The sequence below is a fragment of the Shewanella gelidii genome (assembly GCF_014647855.1).
GTDB lineage: Bacteria > Pseudomonadota > Gammaproteobacteria > Enterobacterales > Shewanellaceae > Shewanella > Shewanella gelidii.
In genome coordinates, this window is sequence record NZ_BMPZ01000006.1 from 163,359 (window position 1) to 183,470 (window position 20,112).

Consider the following 20,112-nt stretch of genomic DNA (forward strand, 5'->3'; position numbering starts at 1 on the left):
TCCTGTTTTCTGGCAGCTCAAAGCGCCAAAGGCGAGGGCAGAGCCATGATTGAATTTCTAGCCATTATCAAAGCGGGTGGGCTCACAGGGGGCGCAGCATTTGCCGCAGTGCTCATTCTGTGGAAAGTCCAATTTTCAATAGAGAAACAAGCCAAGGCGCTAACAAAGGTAATCACTGATATTGATAAACGTGTTGTTGCGCTTGAAGTTCGTACAGAGGTGAAAAAAGATGTTTGATAAATTACCAACGAACTATGCAGTTGACCTTCGAACACCAGATCCGGTTATCGTGAAGATTCAGCCCAGCAAAGAATTGCTGTTTGTCATACTCGCATTTGCCGCTGTCGGGGCAGCATGGGTAAAAAGCCGCTAACTAGAATCTTTTCTCGAACTATCATAGAATAAGATTGTTGACGCTATCGTCAATTAGCATTAGAGGCGACACAATGAGTGCAGCAATTATTGGTGAAACAGTATTAGGATTACTTATACCAGTTTCAACAATTAAGAGTGTTACAACGAATACCAAAGCTGTAAGCGCTAAAGCAAAGATTGATAAAGGTATTCGACATCTAACTAAAGGTATGGATTTAACTCTTAGTGGTGTTATTGACTTAATAGAGCTAGAAATAGACAAGTTACTTGATACAGAGACTAGCTCTTTGAGTGATGAAGAACTGGCTAATTTCAAAGAAATAGTCGATAAAGTGCACCCTTTGATCACTGGTTTAACTGGTTCAGATTTTCCAACTGAAACTTTAAATCTAATTTCAAAGATGAATGAAAGAATTAATCTTTGGCTTAATCTGGAACGCCAGATGAGGGATGGTCTTGCCGTTCCAAAAACAATTGACCTTCAAAAAATTGACAAGGCAGTCAACACTGGGAAAAAGGATTTTGGGGCGTCATGGGTAGAAGCATAAAAGTTTTTCATACAAGCCAGTCTTTCTGGAAAGACGAAGAAGTCTCAGTAGTAGTTGAGCAGTTCAAAAAATACAAATCAGAACAAAACACTCCTATTTCCTTTGGCAGAGACGCTCCTTTGGTTCGCCCAAGTGACGCTAAATATGCAGGGCTACAACACCTGCATTTAGGTAGTTTTAACGCAATCACTAATCAATATCATAGAACATCAGATAGCTGGCTAATCTATACGTCGGGATTTGATAACCCACATTTTTTTTTACTCATCGATATTTTGACACCAGACGCACATGAAGAAGCAAATAATATTGACTTAATGAATAGATACATTGCTTTTGCAAACTCATTTAGGCAAGAACACTAGCTCTTATTGGCCCACTACTAAAATGAATACTGCAGATATAGCTTACATCCTTGATTTTATACCGTTTCTTTTTAAAAGTATCGGAAGTAGTGAGTTGCTTTCGCTAGCTGGTGTTGTCGTTTCCATATCAGCTATGGCAATAGCAAGCTCAGCGCATAAACATAGCAAAAAAAGAAGCTTGTATGCGTCGTTAAGCAGTGTAAGAACACGGTTTGCAAGCTTAATGAACTCTGCAAATTCCGATGTTTTAACCTTGACTGAAGTCAGGCAAGAATTCGTAGATGTACGCAGAGATTGTCAATCAACACTTAAATTCGTTGATACGTTAGATCAGGACCTTGTTGAATTAGCAGAAGTTAAGCGATACTTAACTGAAATAATAGAAAATGCTGACAATAAAATGGCAAAATGCCAAGAGCTAATAAACCGTTTAGAAGAAAAAAGGGTAAATGTAGTTGAAGCCGCTAAAGAAGTAGAGCAGCTTTACCAAAATAGCAAACTTACTTCTCGAGATGTAGACAAGCATGAAGGCTTACTTTTTGGAATAGAGCTAAATTTTCACGAAACAAAAGGTGACCTATTAGTTTGGAAATCTGACATTAATCACGCCCACAGGTATTTAAGGGTGCATACAAGGCCGTTATTACGTTTGGACAACCCAGACTAGTCGTTACCATCTGTTAGGCCACATCTGTATCTTTTTATAAACACAGGTTCTCTGTCTCTATAAGGCTTATGATTCCTAGGCTTATCTATCAGTTTGGATGCACTAGGCATTCGTCCTAGAGCTTCACACATAGGCTCAATTATTATCTCTACTATCGAACCTGAGCAGTTCCATGAATGCTTCATCAGTTGGATGTTATCGGAACACACTCTGACAGAAGGCCAACTAGTGGCCATTGACGGGAAAACTATTCGTGGTTCGTACAACCGTGAAGATAGAACCAGCACCATCCATATGATCAGTGCCTATGCTTCCTCAAATAAACTGGTGCTGGGGCAGCTCAAAACCTAGCAAAAAAGCAATGAGGTAACAGCGATCCCTGAGCTGAGGTAAAACGTTTGCCAAATTTTCAAGAAAACGGTTGTGGCTGCGCGGTGAATTGCTATCTCTACAGGCTTAGCTTCAAACAAAAACGTGCGCTCGTAGAGAGTCACACTTCGACCTTGAACACTGATGGACGCACACAAAGTCATCAACCTCAATTGTTCACGAACATTGGCCCAATCAACGAGAATTATGGGCATAGGGTTGGCACCACAAAGATGGCGTGCATGCCATTGATATATAGCCATTCGGTCATTATTAAGGTGGTGATTACCGAGTAATCGGTCAATGGGTTTAATGCTGTGCTTAGCTGCCACATTGCCCGAAATGTTACGGCCTAGCTGGGTTAATGAGAGTTGATTACCATCGAGTAATGACTTATTTGCAACTATCAGAGAACTAAGACATTTTTTGTGAATTGTTGGGCATTGCATCGCTAGCGATTGATGTAGTATGTTGATGTCGCGCATGGTGTTGTTCTAGTTTGTTTTTGGCGAAATTGATTAGTTCAAACAGCACCATGCGTGTCTACTAATTGATTGTAAAAGAAATTATCTGGGGATTCCCTAGATTGGGGCGTTAGCTTTTTTGGAGGCACCATGAAATGTGTAGCAATAGGGTTCGTATTATTTGTCGTATCAAACTTTAGTTACGGAGCTCATATACAACTTCACAATGGCACTGAAATTGAAGTTTGCAAGGATATATTCAAACTTCGTCTTTCTAACACTACCAAGAACTTCTCCGAAGCTATTAACCTTATTGCTGATGAAAATGGGATACCAAAATGGGAAGAAGGTCTCCTTTTAAGAAACCCTAAATACCTAGAAAAGTCAGCATATTTTGATATAGATAATGATGGAATCGATGAAAGTGTCTCATCTTTATTTACATGGCTTTCTGGTAACCCTGGTGAATATTATAGAGTTATAGAACAAGATAAATTAAAAGCTTTTAACCGTTTCACAGAAAGAGATCTTTATTCCTTACCGGGTTTATATTCTTATCATCCTTGGCCTTATAGAGATTTAGGTGTTTTCTTCTTTTCAATAAGCCCTTTTAAATTCAAAGGAACTTTTTACCTAGGGTTAAAGGATAATAATTTCGGAAAAGAAGAGTTTATGGAAAGGAGCTTTTTAATTGTCAAATATTCAAATGAAATGCTCGACTTTGGTCAGAACAATTACGGTAAAACATCTAATATAGAGGTTGTTTGTAAATTTGTGTACGCAAATAAGAGCTAACAAGTCGTTAAAGCTGTACAAATAAAAGTTGGCTTTTGCTCCTTCGTCGCGTATTTTAGCCAACATATTCTTTGCCTCTTAACGAGGCGTTAAATGGAATCCAATTTATGAAGTACCTTTTCTTTCTCACAATACTTTTCCCTTACATTTCTCAAGCAAGCATTTCTCTTGTTGGAAAAGGTCACATCGCTCATACGCCTATTGAAATGCACTTAGAAGTAAGTGATAAAGGTGAAGCTACAGGGAGCTACTTCTATACCAAAACAAAAATCCCAATAGAGCTAAAGGGAAAGCTTATCGGGCGTGAAATTACTCTTGAAACTATTAATGTTCCAAAAATAAATGAGGTTTTTAAAGGAAACGTAATAATTTTTGAAGGTGAAATTTCACGTATTAGTGGTAAGTGGTTCGGGGCTTATTTGGGGACTTATGGTGGTTACGGGAATAACTCTGAGGGCTATGATTTCAAAGTTGAAGGTAGAACGAATCCATTACTCGACCGCAATCTAACGTGTAAAGAAATGGAGGAAGCCCCAGAATTGGCATTTGAGTTGGGAGATTTAGGCTCAGGCTACGGGTCTCCAAATGTTGTTGATTATGACTGCCCTAAAAGTCTGAGCCAATTAGATTTTCTTCAAAAAGTAATTGGGCAGGCAAGTGGTATACGAAGCCCCTCAAGTTTACCCCGATATTGCACAGGGTCTATTATTTATGCTCAATGGCGTTACTACCATTTCGACCTAGCAAGACTTGGGTATTACCCTGAAGGCTTCGCCTCAAGAAAGAGAGGAAAGACACAAGGTATGGAGTATTTTGAAGAGTGGAGTTATCACAGCTTATATAACCGAAGTGTTTACAAGGAGTATATGACTGAGTTAGAAAAAGTAAGGCCTCTATTGACGGATTGGTATATTGAAACGCACGCGATTGATCGTACACTTGCTCAGAAATATACAGAAAACGCTATGGAAAGAATCTCTAACTATGGATTTGGTAGCTACTTTTACCGCTGGAAACCTGAGGCGTTGGTTCCGTTTACCGACCAAGCAACGAATGGAAATTATACTAACTTTGTGCTTTCCATCAATAATGCTTCAGAAAATCAGAAAGCCAATAGTCTTCGTAGACTGTTAGCTCACAATACCAAGCGAGAAATTATTGAAAAGTTAGTTTTAGCTATACAAACACCCACCCAAAGAAAGAGATCTGAATCTATTATTTCAAATGCAGTATATAGCCCCAGTAATATTCAGATACTTTTAGATGCCGGATTTTCTCCAGATCATCAGAATGAATTTGGAAAAACCGCGTTATATTACGCAATTCAATTTAGTCAGCATGTTTCGGTTAGCGTACTATTAAATAGTGGTGCTAATGTAAATCATACATATCAATTGGAGAAAGAAAATAAATGGAGCTGTTCTAATATTGAGAGGTGGGGCAGGACTCCATTGATGCATGCAGCTCAACACTCTGATGTTGAAATGATTAAGCTATTGTTGGAAGCTGGCGCAGATTTACATGCCAAAGATGCCAAGGGTTCTAGCCCAATCGATTACGCAAAAGATAACCTTAAACAAGAGAATGTGAATTTCTTGTCCAAAGAATTAGAAAAAAAACCATTTAACAAATCACTGCAACGGAACTCTAAAGCGTCCGTTGAGTAATTCGTTATGCCTAAAGGATTGGTTGTGAGAGTTTTTGTGTTTTTGTTATTAGTGTGTTTAACCGGCTGTAGTAAAAACGTCGATACTGCGCTGACTGATGAAGAACTAGTAGCAGAGTTCTCTGAGCACGAACAGCAATACATACTATTGCGTAATATGATCACACATGACGCAAAGGTTCTTAAAAAATTTGAGATCGGAGATGACCGTCTAGGTGAATATCGGCTGTACGACGATGGTTGGGCAAAGCAGTATGGGAATCATGTCTCGCTTGAATCGGTTCTGTCCAGCCTAGAGCTAACCGCCACCTGCTAGCTCACCCATGCCCCTATACGAGTTTCATTGGGAAGCCTCTTAGGTAGTAACCCTGTCAGTTGGCTTAACTTTGCTAATCCATTATTGTCACAGGTTTCCTGCTTTCAACGATATCTCTGTGCCAATGCTCATTTTTCGTTTAAGAGTGCTCGTTCTTTTTGAGCAAGGCTGATAGAGTGCTTATGAGCCAATAGCTTTGCTAAAGCCTAGATTTAGATAATAGGCATTATTAAATGCGCATGCGCAGTATACAAATGTTATGCTCAAGAATAGGGAGCCATTTCAATATATGGATATTTATAAATGATTGGATTGCTTGTTTTAGGCCATCTTGCGCTTGTTATTATTTCCCTAGCTGTTGCCACGTCATCTTTGGTAGTGATTTTAAGGAAAGGAATAACGACCAAAGCAACTTCTACGTTTTTTATAGCCATGCTGGTATTTGTGTTTCTGACGTGGGAGCACTTGGTTGGTCTTGGGATTTATAAAGCACAATGCGCCTTGTTTTCTGGCTTCCATTTAAGCGAGCCTATTTATGCAGGCAATAAAGGCTATCTACTAAGTGATTCTAGAAACTGGGGGAGTAAACATGGATACAATGGATATGTGAGCAGAGCGTTTGAGGATTTAGTGACTGGTCGCATTGGTTTTTTTGAAGTGTATAGGTATGGCAGTAATCAAGTAAATAAATACTTTTTGACTGACAAAAAAAGTATCTCATGTGCTCCGATCAGAATAGTAAGAATGTTGATTGGTAGTATAGATAAAATTCCTAAATCAAAGTGCCTTGGAATGGAGGCGCTGGAAAGCCCATCATCTAGATATCTTGTCACGGGGTACAATAAGCGAGGCGCTGGTAGAAACCCATCTGTAACTGATACAAAGACTGGGGATGTAGTTAGTAAATTACGTTGGTTTTCACTCTCTACCAAACCATATATTTTATTCAGTAAAGGTGGAAATCAAAGTTGTCCGTCATCTGCACATTATCCTAAGCAATTAATTACTGCATTTACTTTTAAAGATAAGTTTGGCTTCATCTGGCCATGGAAGGATGACATAGAATTACCAAAAGAAATTAAAAATAGAAATGGAACATTTTCACCTAAAAAAAATAAAAATGACTATGACGTAAGCGAGGTGATTGAGAAGCCATGCTCAAATTTCATGAAAAGGATTAATGACACTGGTATTAGTTACAGTTTTCATAAAATAAAGGCTTACAGAGGTAACAAAGAGGTCAGTATCAATCTAGATAGACAAAGAAGTAAGTCCTCTGAAATAGATGTATTTGTGAACAAAACTGACAAGCCCATTATGTTGTATCTTACAGGCTACGATCCAATCATATGGAATATATATCAAGAGGAAGGCGCAAAAATACTTGGGATTTTTGCGGGGGGAAATCATGGTAAGGCTATTATTGGCCCTGATAATTCTACTAGAGTACTTATTCATACTAGCGAGTATAACCCTGGAGTTAATTGTTCGAGCTTTGATTTTTTTACATCATTTAGTAAAGAAACAAACATGCGCAGGGACTTCGACTCAGTAAATGATGTTAAAGTCGGCAATAGATTTGTGATTGGTGGCCAATATAAAAGAGCAGATGATTATAAGACATACAATGATTATCCGATTGAAAATTATTTATTCCTCAAAAAGCATAACAAATAAAGCCATAGTGACGCTTACACGCACATACTTTAGGCGTTACCAATACTTTTCCTAATCCTTCAGTCTACCTTTAGAGTGTTTGCGTTAACGCACTTCTGTCCAAAAGTGGGTTAGGGTTCCCAATTACTTGCCACCATCTTCACTTTTCTGCTATCTGTAAAACTTATTACTCTGGAAGCAGTGCTACGTTCTTGATTTCAAGTTCTGTCCGAAGTGATACGGCAGATTTCACGTAGATGCTCCAAACTCAATAATTCTCAATCATAGTTAGAGCAAATGTAGTATCTAGTCTTTTAAAAGGCATGATCCAGTGCTTAAATGCTAAAACCAACATGAGCACTTACTAATAGATCAGTTAAGCAATTGAAATAATGTAGGAATAAAATAACCCTTTAAGCTGGATCGATCCAAGTATAATTTGCTATTAACAAAATTACAGGAAGTGGCACTCGAACACACAGTGTATTTAACATAATATACAGAGTACGACTAAAAAAAGCCCAAAACTAAGAGGCGAGTGCTTCATAAGCTGCTGATAAATCAGGATCTTTTAGCTTAACTGCCATTGTCGCAAAGTGAGACTTTATTTTATCTTCACCCGCTAATTCAGAGATTTTAAAAAGAACTTCATCCGAAGGAAATTTGCCAGTTTCACGCCATCTAACGAACTCGCCTAGGCTTACGTCCGTAATACCTAATTTCATAGCAGCTTGTCGAATGCTTCCACGTGTTGATGCGCGGGAGATTGCGCGGGATAAAAGCTCATCGTAATGCATTGATAAAAATCCAAGTTTTGTAGTCACAAACCAAGAATAGCACTTGTCGCAAAATGAGACAAATACGCTCAATTCTTAGTCAAAAGCTCAAGCTGACCAGCTTGATACCAAGCTGTTCAGCTTGTATTGTTTTCCTGCCGTTGTTTTGTAGTCACACATGAAATAACAGCGTTCCATTAATTGGGTTGTCTCGGTGTTTTGGGGGGAGTGCACATCCCCTCAAAACATTACCCGAACAAACCCACGAACAGAGACAATACGATGATTGCACCAAGTATCAATAGCATAGAGAACATGAATAAGGGTTTAACGCCTTCGCCATGGTCAAAAGAATTCCTCCTATCTCAAGCCGATAAATACCAGCAGATTGCCGAATGGCACAGAATTAGCGGCAATGATTCAAATGCTGAAAAGTCACTGCAACTTGTGGCGACTTACCAGCGTTTAGCCAAGCAACATAGTTAAGTCTAGCGCACCATGAAGCATACGCCCCAAGCCCACAATAAAAGTCGCAGTGAACGCCCGTTTGCCGCGCTTAATCGTGCGCGTTGGAACCACTATTTAGAAAACCCTTCATCACAATTGATGCTGCAAACCAAGTGCGGCAAGGCAACACAGAAACGCTTTCTGGTGGATATTGCGGTTGTGATGGACACGTTAGTCAGTAACATGTGTTTGCGTACTCGCAAGGTCGGGACCATTGCCAAAAATGGTTTTTTCCTGTTTACATGGGACACTATAGCCAAAAAAGCAGGGCTTCCCGTTTGGCGTGTTAAGCAGTGTGCAAGCCGTATCATTGAAAATGGTTGGTTAGAGTCGACACAGCCAAGAGGGACGAACGCGAAGCAGGAATATGTATGCCTTGCTTCGATAAAGCGGATCACCTACAAGTACATTGAGCAAACCGGACTCAAAAAGGCGTTTATCGACGCACACGCAGCGGCTAAAAAGTCAGTCGAGAAGTTAGCCAAGCGTTACCAGACCAAAGTTAAGTACCTTCTAACACCTATCACTCTACTGGCAAAATTCGAAGCCAGACGCAGCACACAGCGCCCCGTAGCACCGCCAAGCTAGTACCAGTTCATCAAATACGCCGCTTAATTGCGGATTTTCACGTTTTACACCTATCAATTGTGCTCATTATTTAGTCGTTTTCACCCTTGTACATTAGAATAATCATATGTACAGCCAAGCAAAACGGATCATGTGATCCTAAAAAGTGGTCATTATTCACACGTTCTGTGGATAAGTGTGTGTGTAAGCTGTGACACCGCTTCTAGACTACTCCAAGGGTCTACACCAAGTAATTATTCCTCATAGTATGGCTACTAGTGTCTTATCTAAAGATAAGAAGAAATACTTATTAGTGCTTTACCCTTGCTTCGCTGTGGGTAAGCATATAATGCTTGTCCATTTCCTAGCTTTCGCTAGGGGACAATCGCCTTCGGTGCTGATAGTTGGCTTTCCCTAACGGGCTTTGAACTTCGTTTGGATGCATAGCTTGGTATCCCTGCGGGGCTTATCGCTTCGCGATGGCCTAGCAAGAAAGAAAAGCAAAATTGAAAACTGATTAAGTGCTTGTTAGACTCGCAAGCGAGACAACCCTCTTTTAACTCAAGAGGGTAACAGCGTGAAAGAACAAACCAACCAAGAGCAAAAGCCAGAGCCACAAGCAACCGCTCAAGAGCAAGGGCTTTCTCTTTACGAAAAATATCAAGCTTTAATGCAAAAGTTTGCTGATATTGAACAAATCCCCAATTATCGCCCCGATTTAAAAGCCTCAGAAGGTCAAAAACTGGCAGTTGAATCTATTCAGCTGTGCGGTGAGCTTGTGCAAACCGTTCAAATCATGGACGCAGATATTAACCGCTTATTTAAGTACGCCGAAAAAATGGGTAAGTGGTTAGAAGGTCAAGAGGGCTGGACGCATGAAGAAAGCTGAACCGACGATTGTCGGTGAAATTTCTTGTGGTGTCTGTAATGCCGTTGCAGAGGTGCGCCAGCGTTCGACGGGTAAAAAACTTTTGTATACCTATTGCCCGAATTGTAAAGCTGACCAACGCACAGGTAAGCAGATTCAGGCGTTCTGGGCTGAAAATATGCAGTCCGTTGGCACGATTGGCACCCGTCAACCCGAACCCGCTCCCGAACCAATCACCGAAAACGCCCCAGAAACCGACACAGGCGACGATATACCAGAATGGGAACCAGAGCAGCCGAAAGCCGAAGAAAAGCCAGAGGATTCAGATTCTCGTGGTTCTGGCTGGGTTGTCGGCGGTCTAATCGCCGCTGTTCTATTGGCATTTGGAATTAAAGCAGGATCACAACAATGAACGATAAGACAAAAACCACCGAAAACACCGAAGAATTGACCGTAACTGACCAAACTCAGACCGAAACAAGCACCGAACAAGCCCCAGTTGAACCCGAAAATGATGCGTTTAATGCCGAAGTTGAAGCAACAAAACAAGCTGAAACGCCCAAAACCACAGGCGACAAAGGCGAAAACGGCAAGGACACCAAAAAAGTATACCCACCAATGAGTGAGACAATTGCAAGAAATACGCTTGCAGGTGGTCTTGATTGGGTAACTCAGGGCGCATCTATGATGTTCAAAATGGATTTATCCCTGACGCCATTAGAGCGAGATAAGTTTGCAGAAGGTGTTGCGCCGTATTTGTCAGAGCAAAGCCATAAGCACCCATGGATAAATAAAACCATTGGGCGTTCGGTCGAAGTAAGGGCACTTACTGCAGTCTGTTTTCTAAGTTTATCGCTATATAACAAATATGCAGAGGGCAGAAAGCGCCTTGAGCTTGAAGCGCGACGAATTGAGCTAGAGCACCAGCGCCAAATGAAGGAATTGGAGCAAGCGCATGGCCATCAATAAGAACAACCGATTAAAGCCTTTGCATTGTGCCTATACCGCTGGCACTGGCGGCGGTAAAGCGGTTGCGGTTCAATACGCTGGGATGATGCCTAAAAGCCCGTGTTTGGCTATGTTTGATCCGTATGGTGATTATGTCTATAAAACGGGCTGTGAATACGATACGGGCTTTGCGGGTAAACGTACCTATCACTATGCAACACGGGCAGCTTTTGCAGAAGCGTTCAAAAATGCTTGGGGGTCGAAAAAGCCGTTTAGAATCGGTTATAAACCCGAAAACCCTACCCGTGATGAAATGCTTTGGTTCTGCAATCTGATGTGGTTAGCCTCTGATGGCCATAGACGCTTAGATGTGGTTATCGAAGAACTTGCTAAATGGTGTGACAGTACGGGTAAAGAGCAAAGCTCACTCGGCCAATGCTTCACTGGTGGCCGTAAATTTGGCCTTGTGATGCATCCTGTTTTTCAGCGTAGCACCGAAGTACCCAAAACGATTTTGGCCATGTCGCCTTATAAAATCGTAGGGATGCAAGAAACGCTGGCAGATGCTACCCGAATGGCGAAGGAATGCGGCGTAGATGTGCAAGATATTCTGGCGCTTGAAGAACTGACCTACATCAAGAAAAACCCTAAATTGGGTGATGTTGAGCCGTTTAGCCTTAAGCACGTTTTTGACGATTAGTAAATGCCGCTAGGAACTAAAGGTATACCGCTAGTTCCTAGAAAAATAAAAAAGCCAGCTTAACCGCTGGCTTTTTTATGTCCGGTCATCCGAAAAACAACCGTAATTAACCGAAAAGTGACCATAACGAACCGAAATTCGCTTGATTCGTAACCGAAACACTTTTTAAGGTGCTGGCTCCACGTTGTGAAACGTCCAATCCCTTAGAAGGAATAAAAAATGAAATATCTACCTTTCGCATTAATTGCAGCTGTTGTTTGTGGTGCCATTGTTTGGGCTTCGAATAACCAGCGCGACGTTAAAAAACTAATCGGTTAATGGGGGACTGACTTATGGCACGTTCCACCAAAAAAATTAATACGATTTCTGCGGTAGTCAAAGGCAACCTTTGTACTGTTACCTTGCCTTTGGGCAAATCATACGATCACCTAATGATTGAATACAGTGGCGTTACCTTGGCTCAGTTAAAAAACATCCGCATTAAAATCAATGAAGATGTGATCCAAGAGTTCAAAGATGGTAATGCCCTGAAAGAATTTAACGCTTATTACAAGCGTGAATTAACTGATGGCATTCTCGACATCCATTTCAAGCAACCTGAAATGAAAACCTTGGCCGAGCAACGCATGTTTAGCCTAGGTACGGCTAACGGTATCCCACAAACACCAGAGCAGGTTGCATTGATGCCAGCAGTTCAAGCCGCTTCGGTGACATTTGAAATTGATGCAGGTGCAACCGCGCCAGTTATTGCTTGTTCAGCGCAGCAATCCGATCCAGCGCCGCTCGGAAATATCGTTAAAGTGAAGCGTTACCCAATTGTGTTACAGCCAGGTACCAATGAATTTGACCACCTTCCAAAAGGTGTTGATTCACGTATCAAGGCCGTTCACGTTGTTTCAGCCGCAGTTGTTGAAAAAATCATGCCAGTGATTGATGAATCAGAGCAAAACGACTTATCGCAAACTCTGATTAAAAAGTTGCAACGTGCGCACAACCGCACACCACAAGCCAACTTTGCAACGATTGATTTCACTATGGAAGGCGACATGAAGCAATCCATTCCACTTAAAGCCGTTCGTGATCTGCGTTTCCGTGTTGAATGTGCAGCCGATACTACGCCTTCAACCAGTGCTGAATTGCTGGTTGAATACATTGATACGCTTAAGGGCGCATAAGGGGGGCTTATGTTTGGCACTGTAGCAGGGGCGCAAAGCGTACTTCCAAAAGCACAAGTCATGATGGAAAAACCCTCAGTCACTAATTTTGGGTTTATGGATACGATTAACGATGGCATGAGCACAGGTCTCGATTGGTGGATGAAATACGAACAGATTGCAGCCATGAAAGACGCTGGCACATTGGGACGTAAGCAAATGGACGATACAGTTCAAGCGCAAACCCCCCAAGTGATCGAAGTTCAGCGACCAGTCCAGCAGCAAAAAAACCTTTATCAGCAAGCCGCTGATGGCCTAAAAGTTGCCACAGGTAGCTATTTGGGCATTGGTTTGTTGTTGCTTGTTGGTGTTTGGTGGATTTCGCGCAAGTAGCAATGGTGGTGATTGATGAAACAGGTTTTAACGTCAATTGCCGCTGCCGTGATTGCTGGTTTAATCGTTAAAGCCTTAACCGGAGAACTTAAACGATGACTATGCCATCAATGAGCAATTCTAGTGCCGCAAGTTCGGGCACTGGTGATCAGGCAAATAACGCCGCTTTCCAAGGCGGTTCTATTAACTTCGGTGCGGGTAGCACCTCTAAAGGGGTTTCACCATGGCTTTTGTTAATCTTATGCTTGATAGCAGCCGCAGTGATGCTCAAAAATCCGAAGCGAAAGAAATAGCTTGGGCAACCCTAGCGCCCCCTTGTGGCAACGACTTGCAACTAATCCAGCAAGACGTTGTTGCAGGTGTGGCGCACCTTCTTTGCATTGATGAAGAATTCTATACAGTTATTCGACCTGAAATTGCCGCCAACGGCCTAGAGCTTGTAATTGTGGCTGCTTCAGGGGTGAACTCAGTAAAGCACGTTTCAGCAATCCACGCCAAAGCCAAAGCAGACGGCTTTAAATCTGTACGCATACACACCAAACACCCTGACGCATTTTTAAGAATGGGGCGCGATTTGGGGTATGAACGTGCAGAAACAATTATTCGAGCGGAGCTATAAAAATGGGTTCACGATCAAATTCTAATTCTACACAGGCAACGCACAATAATAGCGTTACCATGGCAACCCAAGGCGATAACTTGGGAATAATGCTTAACGGCAATAACAACACGATTATTGACGGTGGGGCATTTGATATTGTTGCTTCAATTGTCGATATGTTACCGAGCGTTTTTGGTGATGGCCTAGACGCTGTAACCAGTGGTTTTGATACCGCTGAATACATGGCTGACATTGGTGCAGAGCAAAATGAAAATTTCTTAAATGCTGGGCTTGATCTCTTTGCAGGCGTAGCAGATTCACAAGCTGAAATGATGCAGCTATCCATGGATTCTCTTTCAGAAGCGGGTTCGATGGTGGCCGACGGTTATAGCGAATATACACAAGCAACCCAAGACACCACAGAAAGTGCTTTCGACTTTGGCGCAGATGCACTAGACGTTGCTCAAAGAGCACAAGATAGCGCGTTTGATTTTGCCGACGATTCGTTAACTGATTCATTAGACTTTGCCAGAGATAGCAGCGAGCTAGCTTATGCATTTGGTGAAAATGCACTTGCATCAAATCAGCAAGCACAGGAAAACGCTTTTTCATTTGCAGAAAACTCGTTAACTGATTCGCTTGATTTTGGTCGGGAAGCAATGCAAGCAAATACCGATCTTGCAAATCTTGTTACCGACACAATCACAGGCACAAGTGAAAACATGGCCGAGCTTGCTAGCGAAGCCATGATGCAAAACGCTGATTTATCTGAATCAACTGTTGACGCTGTAGAACGTGTCAACGCTAACAATGTGTTGTTAGCAGAAAGCGCCATGCAAGCCGCATCAAATGCTGCTAGCGATTCACAGGGGCAACTTGCTGCGGGTTACAAAGATATGCTCGATTTTGCGGATCGCTTTAGTCGTAGTGATGGTGCAGCACTGGCAACGGCCAATAACAAAACCATGCTAATGCTATTTGGTGGCATGAGCTTAACAGTCATTGTGGTTGCTGTAATTTCAGTGATGGCCACTAAGGGTAAAAAATGATCTCAAAGGTATTTCTAAAAGCGGGTTTGCCCAATATCGTTGCGATGTATGGTCGCTATTTTTATTTAGTCACCGCAGCTGACAAAGTTGAAGTTCAGTTTAAATTTGATAATGCAAACGTGTCAGATATTCGTACAGATTTGCGTGAAGGAATGTCCAATATTTTTGGCTCACCTGTAAAACAGCTGATCATGATTTCTGAAACTGATCAGATTGTCGAAATTTGGCTTGCTGAAACCGAATTAAATTATTCAGCGCTTGCGCTCGGTGGTGCAAGCTCTGGTGTTGACTCTGGTCGAGCGGTTTGCGGTCTTGGAGCGTCACTTGTAATTGAACGCGATTTTAGACGCAAGAGCATTGTAGTACAGGCACTTGCTGATATTGCAGTTGGTGGTGTTGGGGTGGGGGGCGACTCTGGCTACCAACTCAAAAAAGGTGAATCACTCAAGCTTGGCACTAGGGGCGACATTTACGCTTATTTGCAGCCAGCAAAAATTGACAGTATCAGCACAACAACAACGCAACTACCGGTACCAACCCCTGCCTACTCAAGCGGATTTCAGCATGTAGATTCTACGACTTGCTTTTTTGCTGACAATGCAACGGGAAATTTAATTGCTGGTTATGGTCGCTTGGTTTATTCAGAGGATGGCGGTCAAACCTTTTTAGATAGCGCGGTGCCTGACGAGTTTAAAAGCGCGACATTTTACGGCCTAGGGCAAACTGAAAGCGCGGTTTATGTTCGTCTTAGCACGAACGGTATTATTTTGGTTAGTCGAAACGGCGGCAAGTCATTTAGTTATCATGGCCAACTGTTTGGCTCAAAATGGGCTGATAGCGGTCAAACAGTTAGTGATAGTTTGACGTATGGCGGCTGGATTGGTGTTGATGAAAATCACATCATTCTGGGCGGTGTAAATGCCGTATATGTAACAAAAGACGGTTGTCAAACATGGCAAAAAATAGATTTTACTGGGTATGTACGCTCGGTGGGTGTTGCTGATAACGGTGATATTTGCATTGCATACAAAGGTGAATTTTACCGCCGCGAGAATGGCGTTTTTGTTAAAAAGGGCGGCAGCTACTTTGGTAACGGTGAAAACACGCTATTGCTAATTGGTGCTCATGTGTACTGGTATTGCTCAGGTAATAACTATTTACATTATTCACCCGATGGTGGCGACACAGTGACGCGTATTGCAGAGTCAATGAACGGGGCTAAGTTTATTCATCAAGTCGGGCATTCCGTGGTAATAGGCGGTCTAGATAAGCTCGGCGTTATTAGTGAACTTGGCGGCGCCATCGACTGGTACACGTCGGAAACGGCGAGCGGCATGGTTCGCGGCGGCGCTATTGCTGCGACTGATTCAGCAATTATTGTGCGTCAAGAGGCAAATGCATCAAACCCAACGCCCGTATCGCACAGTTACCCGGCATCACTTGCACAAGGCTATCTATACCCTTCTGCTGTGCAGTGGATAGCGGAGCTAAACTAATGCGCTGGCTTGCATTGGTATTTATCGGTTTATTGGGCGGCTTGTTCTTTTACAGAGCAGCCGCACCAGTACCAAAGAAAAGTTCAGGCACTAAATCGCCACAGGTGCCGGATTACCTCAATTTTGATTTTGAACAATTACTGTCGGGAGGCAGCAACATGAACAATAAACCGTATGAACAAGCAGGGGGGAAACCTATCCCCAGAGGGATTGCGAACAACAATCCATTAAACATTCGTGAGAACCATGAAGTTGATTATGACTGGCAAGGCGAACACGATTTAGATTTAGATCCAGCGTTCGAGGAATTTATCAGCCCTTGGCATGGTATCCGCGCAGCTGCTCGAATTCTAAAAACGTATCGCCATAAGCGAGGGCTTAAGAATGTTCACCAAATTATCTATCGCTGGGCGCCGCCATCGGATGACAACCCAACGGAAAAATATATCGAGTTTGTTGCAAATAGCGCGGGCGTTGATGCACAACAAACGCTTTCTATTGCCGATTATCCAGCTGTAGTTGCAGCAATGATCCACTTTGAAAATGGTTATAACCCTTATGACGACAAAACAATCACAGAAGCTGTTACCGCTGGGCTTTCATAATTTCAGCTTAAGCAATTTTGCTATAGCAGCCGCAGTGATTTATGTCGTTTACACAGTCACGAAAGCTTATAGCAAAGCAGACAAGGCCATGGCCGCAGCACTAGCGCCAGTTAATCAGGCTTATCATGACTTGCGCCATAGCATGGACGGGAGTCACAAGGTCTCAGCCGTTGGTATGGATTACTATCTATCGCATTACATTGATAGTGATTACAGGCTTGACCAGGGTGCATACAACATCATGTATCAGGTGAAGGAAAACAGGCCGTTTCTCAAGAAAACTCTTACTTGGGATTTAATAGTTAAACCTGGCTACAGGCACCTAATCAGACAATCAAATATAGGGGGCAGCTGATGAAGTGGTTAACCTCTGTCTTACAGTTTTTTACAAACCCTGTCGCTGATTTAACGGGTTCCTATCGTGAACGCAAACGCATTGCCGCAGAAATGGCCGCAGACATTGCAACCGCTGAAAGCAACCTAAAAATAGCCGAGCTAAATAACAAAGCAAGGCGACTCGAAGCACAGGAAAACAACGATTCAAGCTATGACAACATAGTGTTAGCGAATCGCCGCGATACGCTCATGGATGAACTAATCATCATTGTATTTCTGGGCTTGTTCTTGGCGCACTTTGTTCCAGAGCTGCAACCCTATATGCATTCGGGATGGTCGGCCATGGGTTACAATGGTGCGCCGTGGTACTTCGAATTTGTGATCGTGGGTATTGCGGTGAGTACGCTTGGTTTAATGCGTTTATTCCGTGTTTTCTGGCAGCTCAAAGCGCCAAAGGCGAGGGCAGAGCCATGAATGAAATTCTAGCCATTATCAAAGCGGGTGGCCTCACAGGGGGCGCAGCATTTGCCGCTGTGCTCATTCTGTGGAAAGTCCAATTTTCAATAGAGAAACAAGCCAAGGCGCTAACAAAGGTAATCACTGATATTGATAAACGTGTTGTTGCGCTTGAAGTACGTGCAGAGGTGAAAAAAGATGTTTGATAAATTACCAACTAACTATGCTGTTGACCTTCGGACACCTGATCCGGTTATCGTGAAGATTCAACCCAGCAAAGAATTGCTGTTTGTCATACTCGCATTTGCCGCTGTCGGGGCAGCATGGGTAAAAAGCCGTTAAGTAAAAATATTTAGTCCTAGAATGACTCCTAGGACTAACTTATGCACGCCCTAAAGTTTGATCAGTGGCAAGTTCAACACTATTTAGCCAAATTTATGGTTTGTATCTCATAGCCTTCTTTACTAATAATGCTCTTAACCTCGTCTAAATATTCATTATTCAGGGGCAAACTAGAAAGATTCATAAGTTCTAGACCTATTTTGGTAAGTGAGTAACAAGAAAATGCAAAGGTCTTTTTCACATCTGAAAATAATAGTATTAGACGATACTTTGAAAAAATTTGTACTACAAACCCTTTATCATGAGTCAAAGTTGGTTCGAAAATACCTCTTACTCTTGTACCAACGCCTTGTAAAATTCCCAAATCTTGTAATTGTAGACATTCGTGGAAATCTAGGCCATTCGCTTTTAGAGAGTCCTTTGCTTCTGTAAAGACACGGCCTCCTATAATAAAAGCAGAAAGTTTATTTATATTCTCGGCTTCTTCCTGTGACAGAGTTTTTAGATACTCTAATGTTCTCAATGAGAATGATTTTGGTGCCAAAACTTCACCAGCTAAGACTTCAGCCCAAAGTTTTTCCATATAGTCACTAGAGAATCCTGAAGCTGCTTCTCGCCAAGAAAAAAACCAATCTTCTTCGACTGGGTCTTGACTTGGTTCAGTTGTAGAATCAGACAAAATTTCGGCTGCCAAGTTTATGGCCTTAAAAGTATTCCTGTCTTTTCTCTTATCATTTTCACCAGAAAGGGTATTAGGATACTCATTTGGGTCGAATGTTGGCATGATCCTCCCCATGTCATACTCACAGCTGTCAATATTTGAATCTACTAGCCCTTTTTCCATATCGTAGGTCAATTCACCATTAAGAACTTTTTTGATTTCCTCATTAGTTTGAAGCTCTATTAGTCTTGTTTCGCGTAGCGCCTTGGCTTCACACACTTTTTGCTTACTAGCCACATCATGATTAAGCATAGTTGAGACTGTCCTAACTAATTTAGTCAAGCCATTAACTTCAAAGTTCTTCGATTCCCAATCAAATTTAATACCCATGCTATCAACCTATAAAAATACTAATAATCATTTACTTGTAGCATATTTAGAGAATTATATTAACAATGTTTTGATAATATCTTTGAAAACCTGCTCTTGTACTTTAATCGTGGTTGAGTAGAACATTTAGAGGTGATGGCTAGCAGCGATACTTTAGAAAACAGATAAATAACACGAATCAACTATTACAGTGAGTTTTGACGAGCTAACGTTAAAATTCACGTATAAGCTCATCCAAAACTTTTTAGTTGTTATCATTTAGGGTTATTTTTTTTTAATAGACTAACGAAATCAGGCTCACGATTTCGCCACGGTTTATGATTGCGAGGTTGGCAATTCGTTTCAGCACTTGGAAGTCTGCCAAGTTCTTTGCACATGTATTCTATTTCATTTGGTCTCACATCAAATCCGCTTGGGGTTATCATTCGACCTTTAACAATCATGAAACCATTCCATTCATCACTGCAGGGTAGAAAACCACTTGCGGCAACATCAAGCAATCTAAGCGCAATACTGTTAGTTGGTTTGCCAGCTTTGATCCATCGGTACGCAGTGGCGCGATTAACGTCAAAATAGCTGCAAATCCGCCTATAATCATCGTTAAAGAGGGTTTTAAATTTAACCGAGTGGGAATACATGTAGACGTAATTGTCTTTATTCTGCATAGAGTACGACATTTAAATTCAATCCTTTTTAGAATTTATAGTTCTATATGCGATTGCAAATAGATCCGGATTGTATAAAGGTCGGTAAGTCGAAAGTTTGTCAAAATACCGTGTTTGTGACTACGGCACGTTCAAACGCTTGAATAATACACATCATACGGCTAGAGTGCGCAGTGGTGCGGTTTTTAGGATATGTTTGCAAATATAGAGCCAAAACAATGATTTATTAATGCCGCATTTAACATAATATACATTGTGCGCAGTTATGTGGATATGGATGAGTGTGGATGCCTGTAACTGTTTTAGCCTTGCTGTGTTGCTTCTCCTGCGCTCAGGCTTCGCTCGTCGTCGCATCAGCAGCATGGCTTAACGTTGTT

At 41.9% G+C, this 20,112-nt stretch carries 27 protein-coding genes and 2 pseudogenes; 25 read left to right on the forward strand and 4 right to left on the reverse strand.

Annotated features, from left to right (window positions below):
* Nucleotides 1-45 precede the first annotated feature (45 nt).
* The 6 genes and pseudogenes from IEY18_RS12210 to IEY18_RS12235 all read left to right on the forward strand — a co-directional run.
* Nucleotides 46-237, forward strand: a complete 192-nt coding sequence (locus IEY18_RS12210) for a hypothetical protein (RefSeq protein ID WP_188921204.1) — start codon at nt 46-48, stop codon at nt 235-237.
* On the forward strand, nt 230-373 hold the full coding sequence (locus tag IEY18_RS12215; RefSeq protein WP_188921206.1) for a hypothetical protein: 144 nt from the start codon (nt 230-232) through the stop codon (nt 371-373). Before IEY18_RS12210 ends, IEY18_RS12215 begins: the two co-directional genes overlap by 8 nt.
* Nucleotides 374-446: 73 nt before the next feature.
* Entirely contained in the window at nt 447-923 is a 477-nt protein-coding gene (locus IEY18_RS12220) for a hypothetical protein (RefSeq protein ID WP_188921208.1), read from the forward strand.
* Nucleotides 908-1,288 carry a type II toxin-antitoxin system YafO family toxin gene (locus tag IEY18_RS12225; protein ID WP_188921210.1) on the forward strand — a complete coding sequence of 127 codons (381 nt, stop codon included), beginning with the start codon at nt 908-910 and terminating at the stop codon, nt 1,286-1,288. The genes IEY18_RS12220 and IEY18_RS12225 overlap by 16 nt, the downstream gene beginning before the upstream one ends.
* Before the next feature lie 22 nt (nt 1,289-1,310).
* Complete coding sequence (locus IEY18_RS12230; RefSeq protein ID WP_188921212.1) at nt 1,311-1,955, forward strand: hypothetical protein; 645 nt, start codon at nt 1,311-1,313, stop codon at nt 1,953-1,955.
* Between the two features lie 141 nt (nt 1,956-2,096).
* Nucleotides 2,097-2,303, forward strand: a pseudogene (locus tag IEY18_RS12235) (ISAs1 family transposase); the annotation flags it as partial.
* Nucleotides 2,304-2,339: 36 nt separating this feature from the next.
* Here the strand turns inward: IEY18_RS12235 and IEY18_RS12240 are convergent.
* Nucleotides 2,340-2,809, reverse strand: a pseudogene (locus IEY18_RS12240) (IS4 family transposase); the annotation flags it as partial.
* A gap of 129 nt (nt 2,810-2,938) precedes the next feature.
* On the opposite strand from IEY18_RS12240, the gene IEY18_RS12245 reads away from it, so the two are divergent.
* The 4 genes from IEY18_RS12245 (at nt 2,939) to IEY18_RS12260 (ending at nt 7,242) form a co-directional block, all read left to right on the forward strand.
* On the forward strand, nt 2,939-3,583 hold the full coding sequence (locus IEY18_RS12245) for a hypothetical protein (protein ID WP_188921214.1): 645 nt from the start codon (nt 2,939-2,941) through the stop codon (nt 3,581-3,583).
* Nucleotides 3,584-3,690: 107 nt separating this feature from the next.
* The gene (locus IEY18_RS12250) at nt 3,691-5,250 is read left to right on the forward strand and encodes an ankyrin repeat domain-containing protein (RefSeq protein WP_188921216.1); all 1,560 of its coding nucleotides are present in this window, start codon (nt 3,691-3,693) and stop codon (nt 5,248-5,250) included.
* A gap of 24 nt (nt 5,251-5,274) precedes the next feature.
* Nucleotides 5,275-5,565: a hypothetical protein gene (locus IEY18_RS12255; RefSeq protein WP_188921218.1), complete on the forward strand. Its 291-nt coding sequence runs from the start codon at nt 5,275-5,277 to the stop codon at nt 5,563-5,565.
* 303 nt (nt 5,566-5,868) lie between these two features.
* Nucleotides 5,869-7,242, forward strand: a complete 1,374-nt coding sequence (locus IEY18_RS12260) for a hypothetical protein (protein WP_188921220.1) — start codon at nt 5,869-5,871, stop codon at nt 7,240-7,242.
* 506 nt (nt 7,243-7,748) lie between these two features.
* Here the strand turns inward: IEY18_RS12260 and IEY18_RS12265 are convergent.
* Nucleotides 7,749-7,946, reverse strand: a complete 198-nt coding sequence (locus IEY18_RS12265) for a hypothetical protein (protein ID WP_188921222.1) — start codon at nt 7,944-7,946, stop codon at nt 7,749-7,751.
* A 366-nt stretch (nt 7,947-8,312) separates the two neighbouring features.
* Here IEY18_RS12265 and IEY18_RS12270 point away from each other — a divergent pair, with 366 nt between their 5' ends.
* The 15 genes from IEY18_RS12270 to IEY18_RS12340 all read left to right on the forward strand — a co-directional run bounded on the left by IEY18_RS12270 (nt 8,313) and on the right by IEY18_RS12340 (nt 18,019).
* The gene (locus IEY18_RS12270; protein ID WP_188921224.1) at nt 8,313-8,483 is read left to right on the forward strand and encodes a hypothetical protein; all 171 of its coding nucleotides are present in this window, start codon (nt 8,313-8,315) and stop codon (nt 8,481-8,483) included.
* Between the two features lie 12 nt (nt 8,484-8,495).
* Nucleotides 8,496-9,092 carry a hypothetical protein gene (locus IEY18_RS12275; RefSeq protein WP_188921226.1) on the forward strand — a complete coding sequence of 199 codons (597 nt, stop codon included), beginning with the start codon at nt 8,496-8,498 and terminating at the stop codon, nt 9,090-9,092.
* Nucleotides 9,093-9,648: 556 nt separating this feature from the next.
* A complete protein-coding gene (locus tag IEY18_RS12280) occupies nt 9,649-9,960 on the forward strand; it encodes a hypothetical protein (protein WP_188921228.1) in 312 nt (103 codons plus the stop codon).
* Nucleotides 9,947-10,351, forward strand: a complete 405-nt coding sequence (locus IEY18_RS12285) for a hypothetical protein (protein WP_188921230.1) — start codon at nt 9,947-9,949, stop codon at nt 10,349-10,351. Before IEY18_RS12280 ends, IEY18_RS12285 begins: the two co-directional genes overlap by 14 nt.
* Entirely contained in the window at nt 10,348-10,908 is a 561-nt protein-coding gene (locus tag IEY18_RS12290; protein ID WP_188921232.1) for a hypothetical protein, read from the forward strand. Before IEY18_RS12285 ends, IEY18_RS12290 begins: the two co-directional genes overlap by 4 nt.
* Nucleotides 10,895-11,587, forward strand: coding sequence for a hypothetical protein (locus IEY18_RS12295; RefSeq protein ID WP_188921234.1), 693 nt, complete (start codon nt 10,895-10,897; stop codon nt 11,585-11,587). The genes IEY18_RS12290 and IEY18_RS12295 overlap by 14 nt, the downstream gene beginning before the upstream one ends.
* Before the next feature lie 332 nt (nt 11,588-11,919).
* Nucleotides 11,920-12,762 (forward strand): major capsid protein P2, encoded by an 843-nt coding sequence (locus IEY18_RS12300; protein ID WP_188921236.1) that lies wholly within the window; start codon nt 11,920-11,922, stop codon nt 12,760-12,762.
* A 9-nt stretch (nt 12,763-12,771) separates the two neighbouring features.
* Nucleotides 12,772-13,134, forward strand: a complete 363-nt coding sequence (locus tag IEY18_RS12305; protein ID WP_188921237.1) for a hypothetical protein — start codon at nt 12,772-12,774, stop codon at nt 13,132-13,134.
* A 223-nt stretch (nt 13,135-13,357) separates the two neighbouring features.
* Nucleotides 13,358-13,753: a hypothetical protein gene (locus IEY18_RS12310; protein ID WP_229779850.1), complete on the forward strand. Its 396-nt coding sequence runs from the start codon at nt 13,358-13,360 to the stop codon at nt 13,751-13,753.
* 2 nt (nt 13,754-13,755) lie between these two features.
* The gene (locus IEY18_RS12315) at nt 13,756-14,784 is read left to right on the forward strand and encodes a hypothetical protein (RefSeq protein ID WP_194468930.1); all 1,029 of its coding nucleotides are present in this window, start codon (nt 13,756-13,758) and stop codon (nt 14,782-14,784) included.
* Entirely contained in the window at nt 14,781-16,280 is a 1,500-nt protein-coding gene (locus tag IEY18_RS12320) for a WD40/YVTN/BNR-like repeat-containing protein (protein WP_188921241.1), read from the forward strand. Before IEY18_RS12315 ends, IEY18_RS12320 begins: the two co-directional genes overlap by 4 nt.
* Entirely contained in the window at nt 16,280-16,885 is a 606-nt protein-coding gene (locus IEY18_RS12325) for a hypothetical protein (RefSeq protein ID WP_229779852.1), read from the forward strand. The genes IEY18_RS12320 and IEY18_RS12325 overlap by 1 nt, the downstream gene beginning before the upstream one ends.
* A gap of 354 nt (nt 16,886-17,239) precedes the next feature.
* A complete protein-coding gene (locus tag IEY18_RS12330) occupies nt 17,240-17,695 on the forward strand; it encodes a hypothetical protein (protein ID WP_188921243.1) in 456 nt (151 codons plus the stop codon).
* Nucleotides 17,692-17,883 (forward strand): hypothetical protein, encoded by a 192-nt coding sequence (locus tag IEY18_RS12335; protein ID WP_188921245.1) that lies wholly within the window; start codon nt 17,692-17,694, stop codon nt 17,881-17,883. The genes IEY18_RS12330 and IEY18_RS12335 overlap by 4 nt, the downstream gene beginning before the upstream one ends.
* Nucleotides 17,876-18,019 carry a hypothetical protein gene (locus IEY18_RS12340; protein WP_188921206.1) on the forward strand — a complete coding sequence of 48 codons (144 nt, stop codon included), beginning with the start codon at nt 17,876-17,878 and terminating at the stop codon, nt 18,017-18,019. Before IEY18_RS12335 ends, IEY18_RS12340 begins: the two co-directional genes overlap by 8 nt.
* Before the next feature lie 79 nt (nt 18,020-18,098).
* On the opposite strand, the gene IEY18_RS12345 is transcribed toward IEY18_RS12340, so the two are convergent.
* Both IEY18_RS12345 and IEY18_RS17515 read right to left on the reverse strand, forming a co-directional pair.
* Nucleotides 18,099-19,070: a DUF2806 domain-containing protein gene (locus IEY18_RS12345; protein WP_188921247.1), complete on the reverse strand. Its 972-nt coding sequence runs from the start codon at nt 19,068-19,070 to the stop codon at nt 18,099-18,101.
* A 254-nt stretch (nt 19,071-19,324) separates the two neighbouring features.
* On the reverse strand, nt 19,325-19,747 hold the full coding sequence (locus IEY18_RS17515) for a DUF3653 domain-containing protein (protein ID WP_373290746.1): 423 nt from the start codon (nt 19,745-19,747) through the stop codon (nt 19,325-19,327).
* Nucleotides 19,748-20,112: the final 365 nt, after the last annotated feature.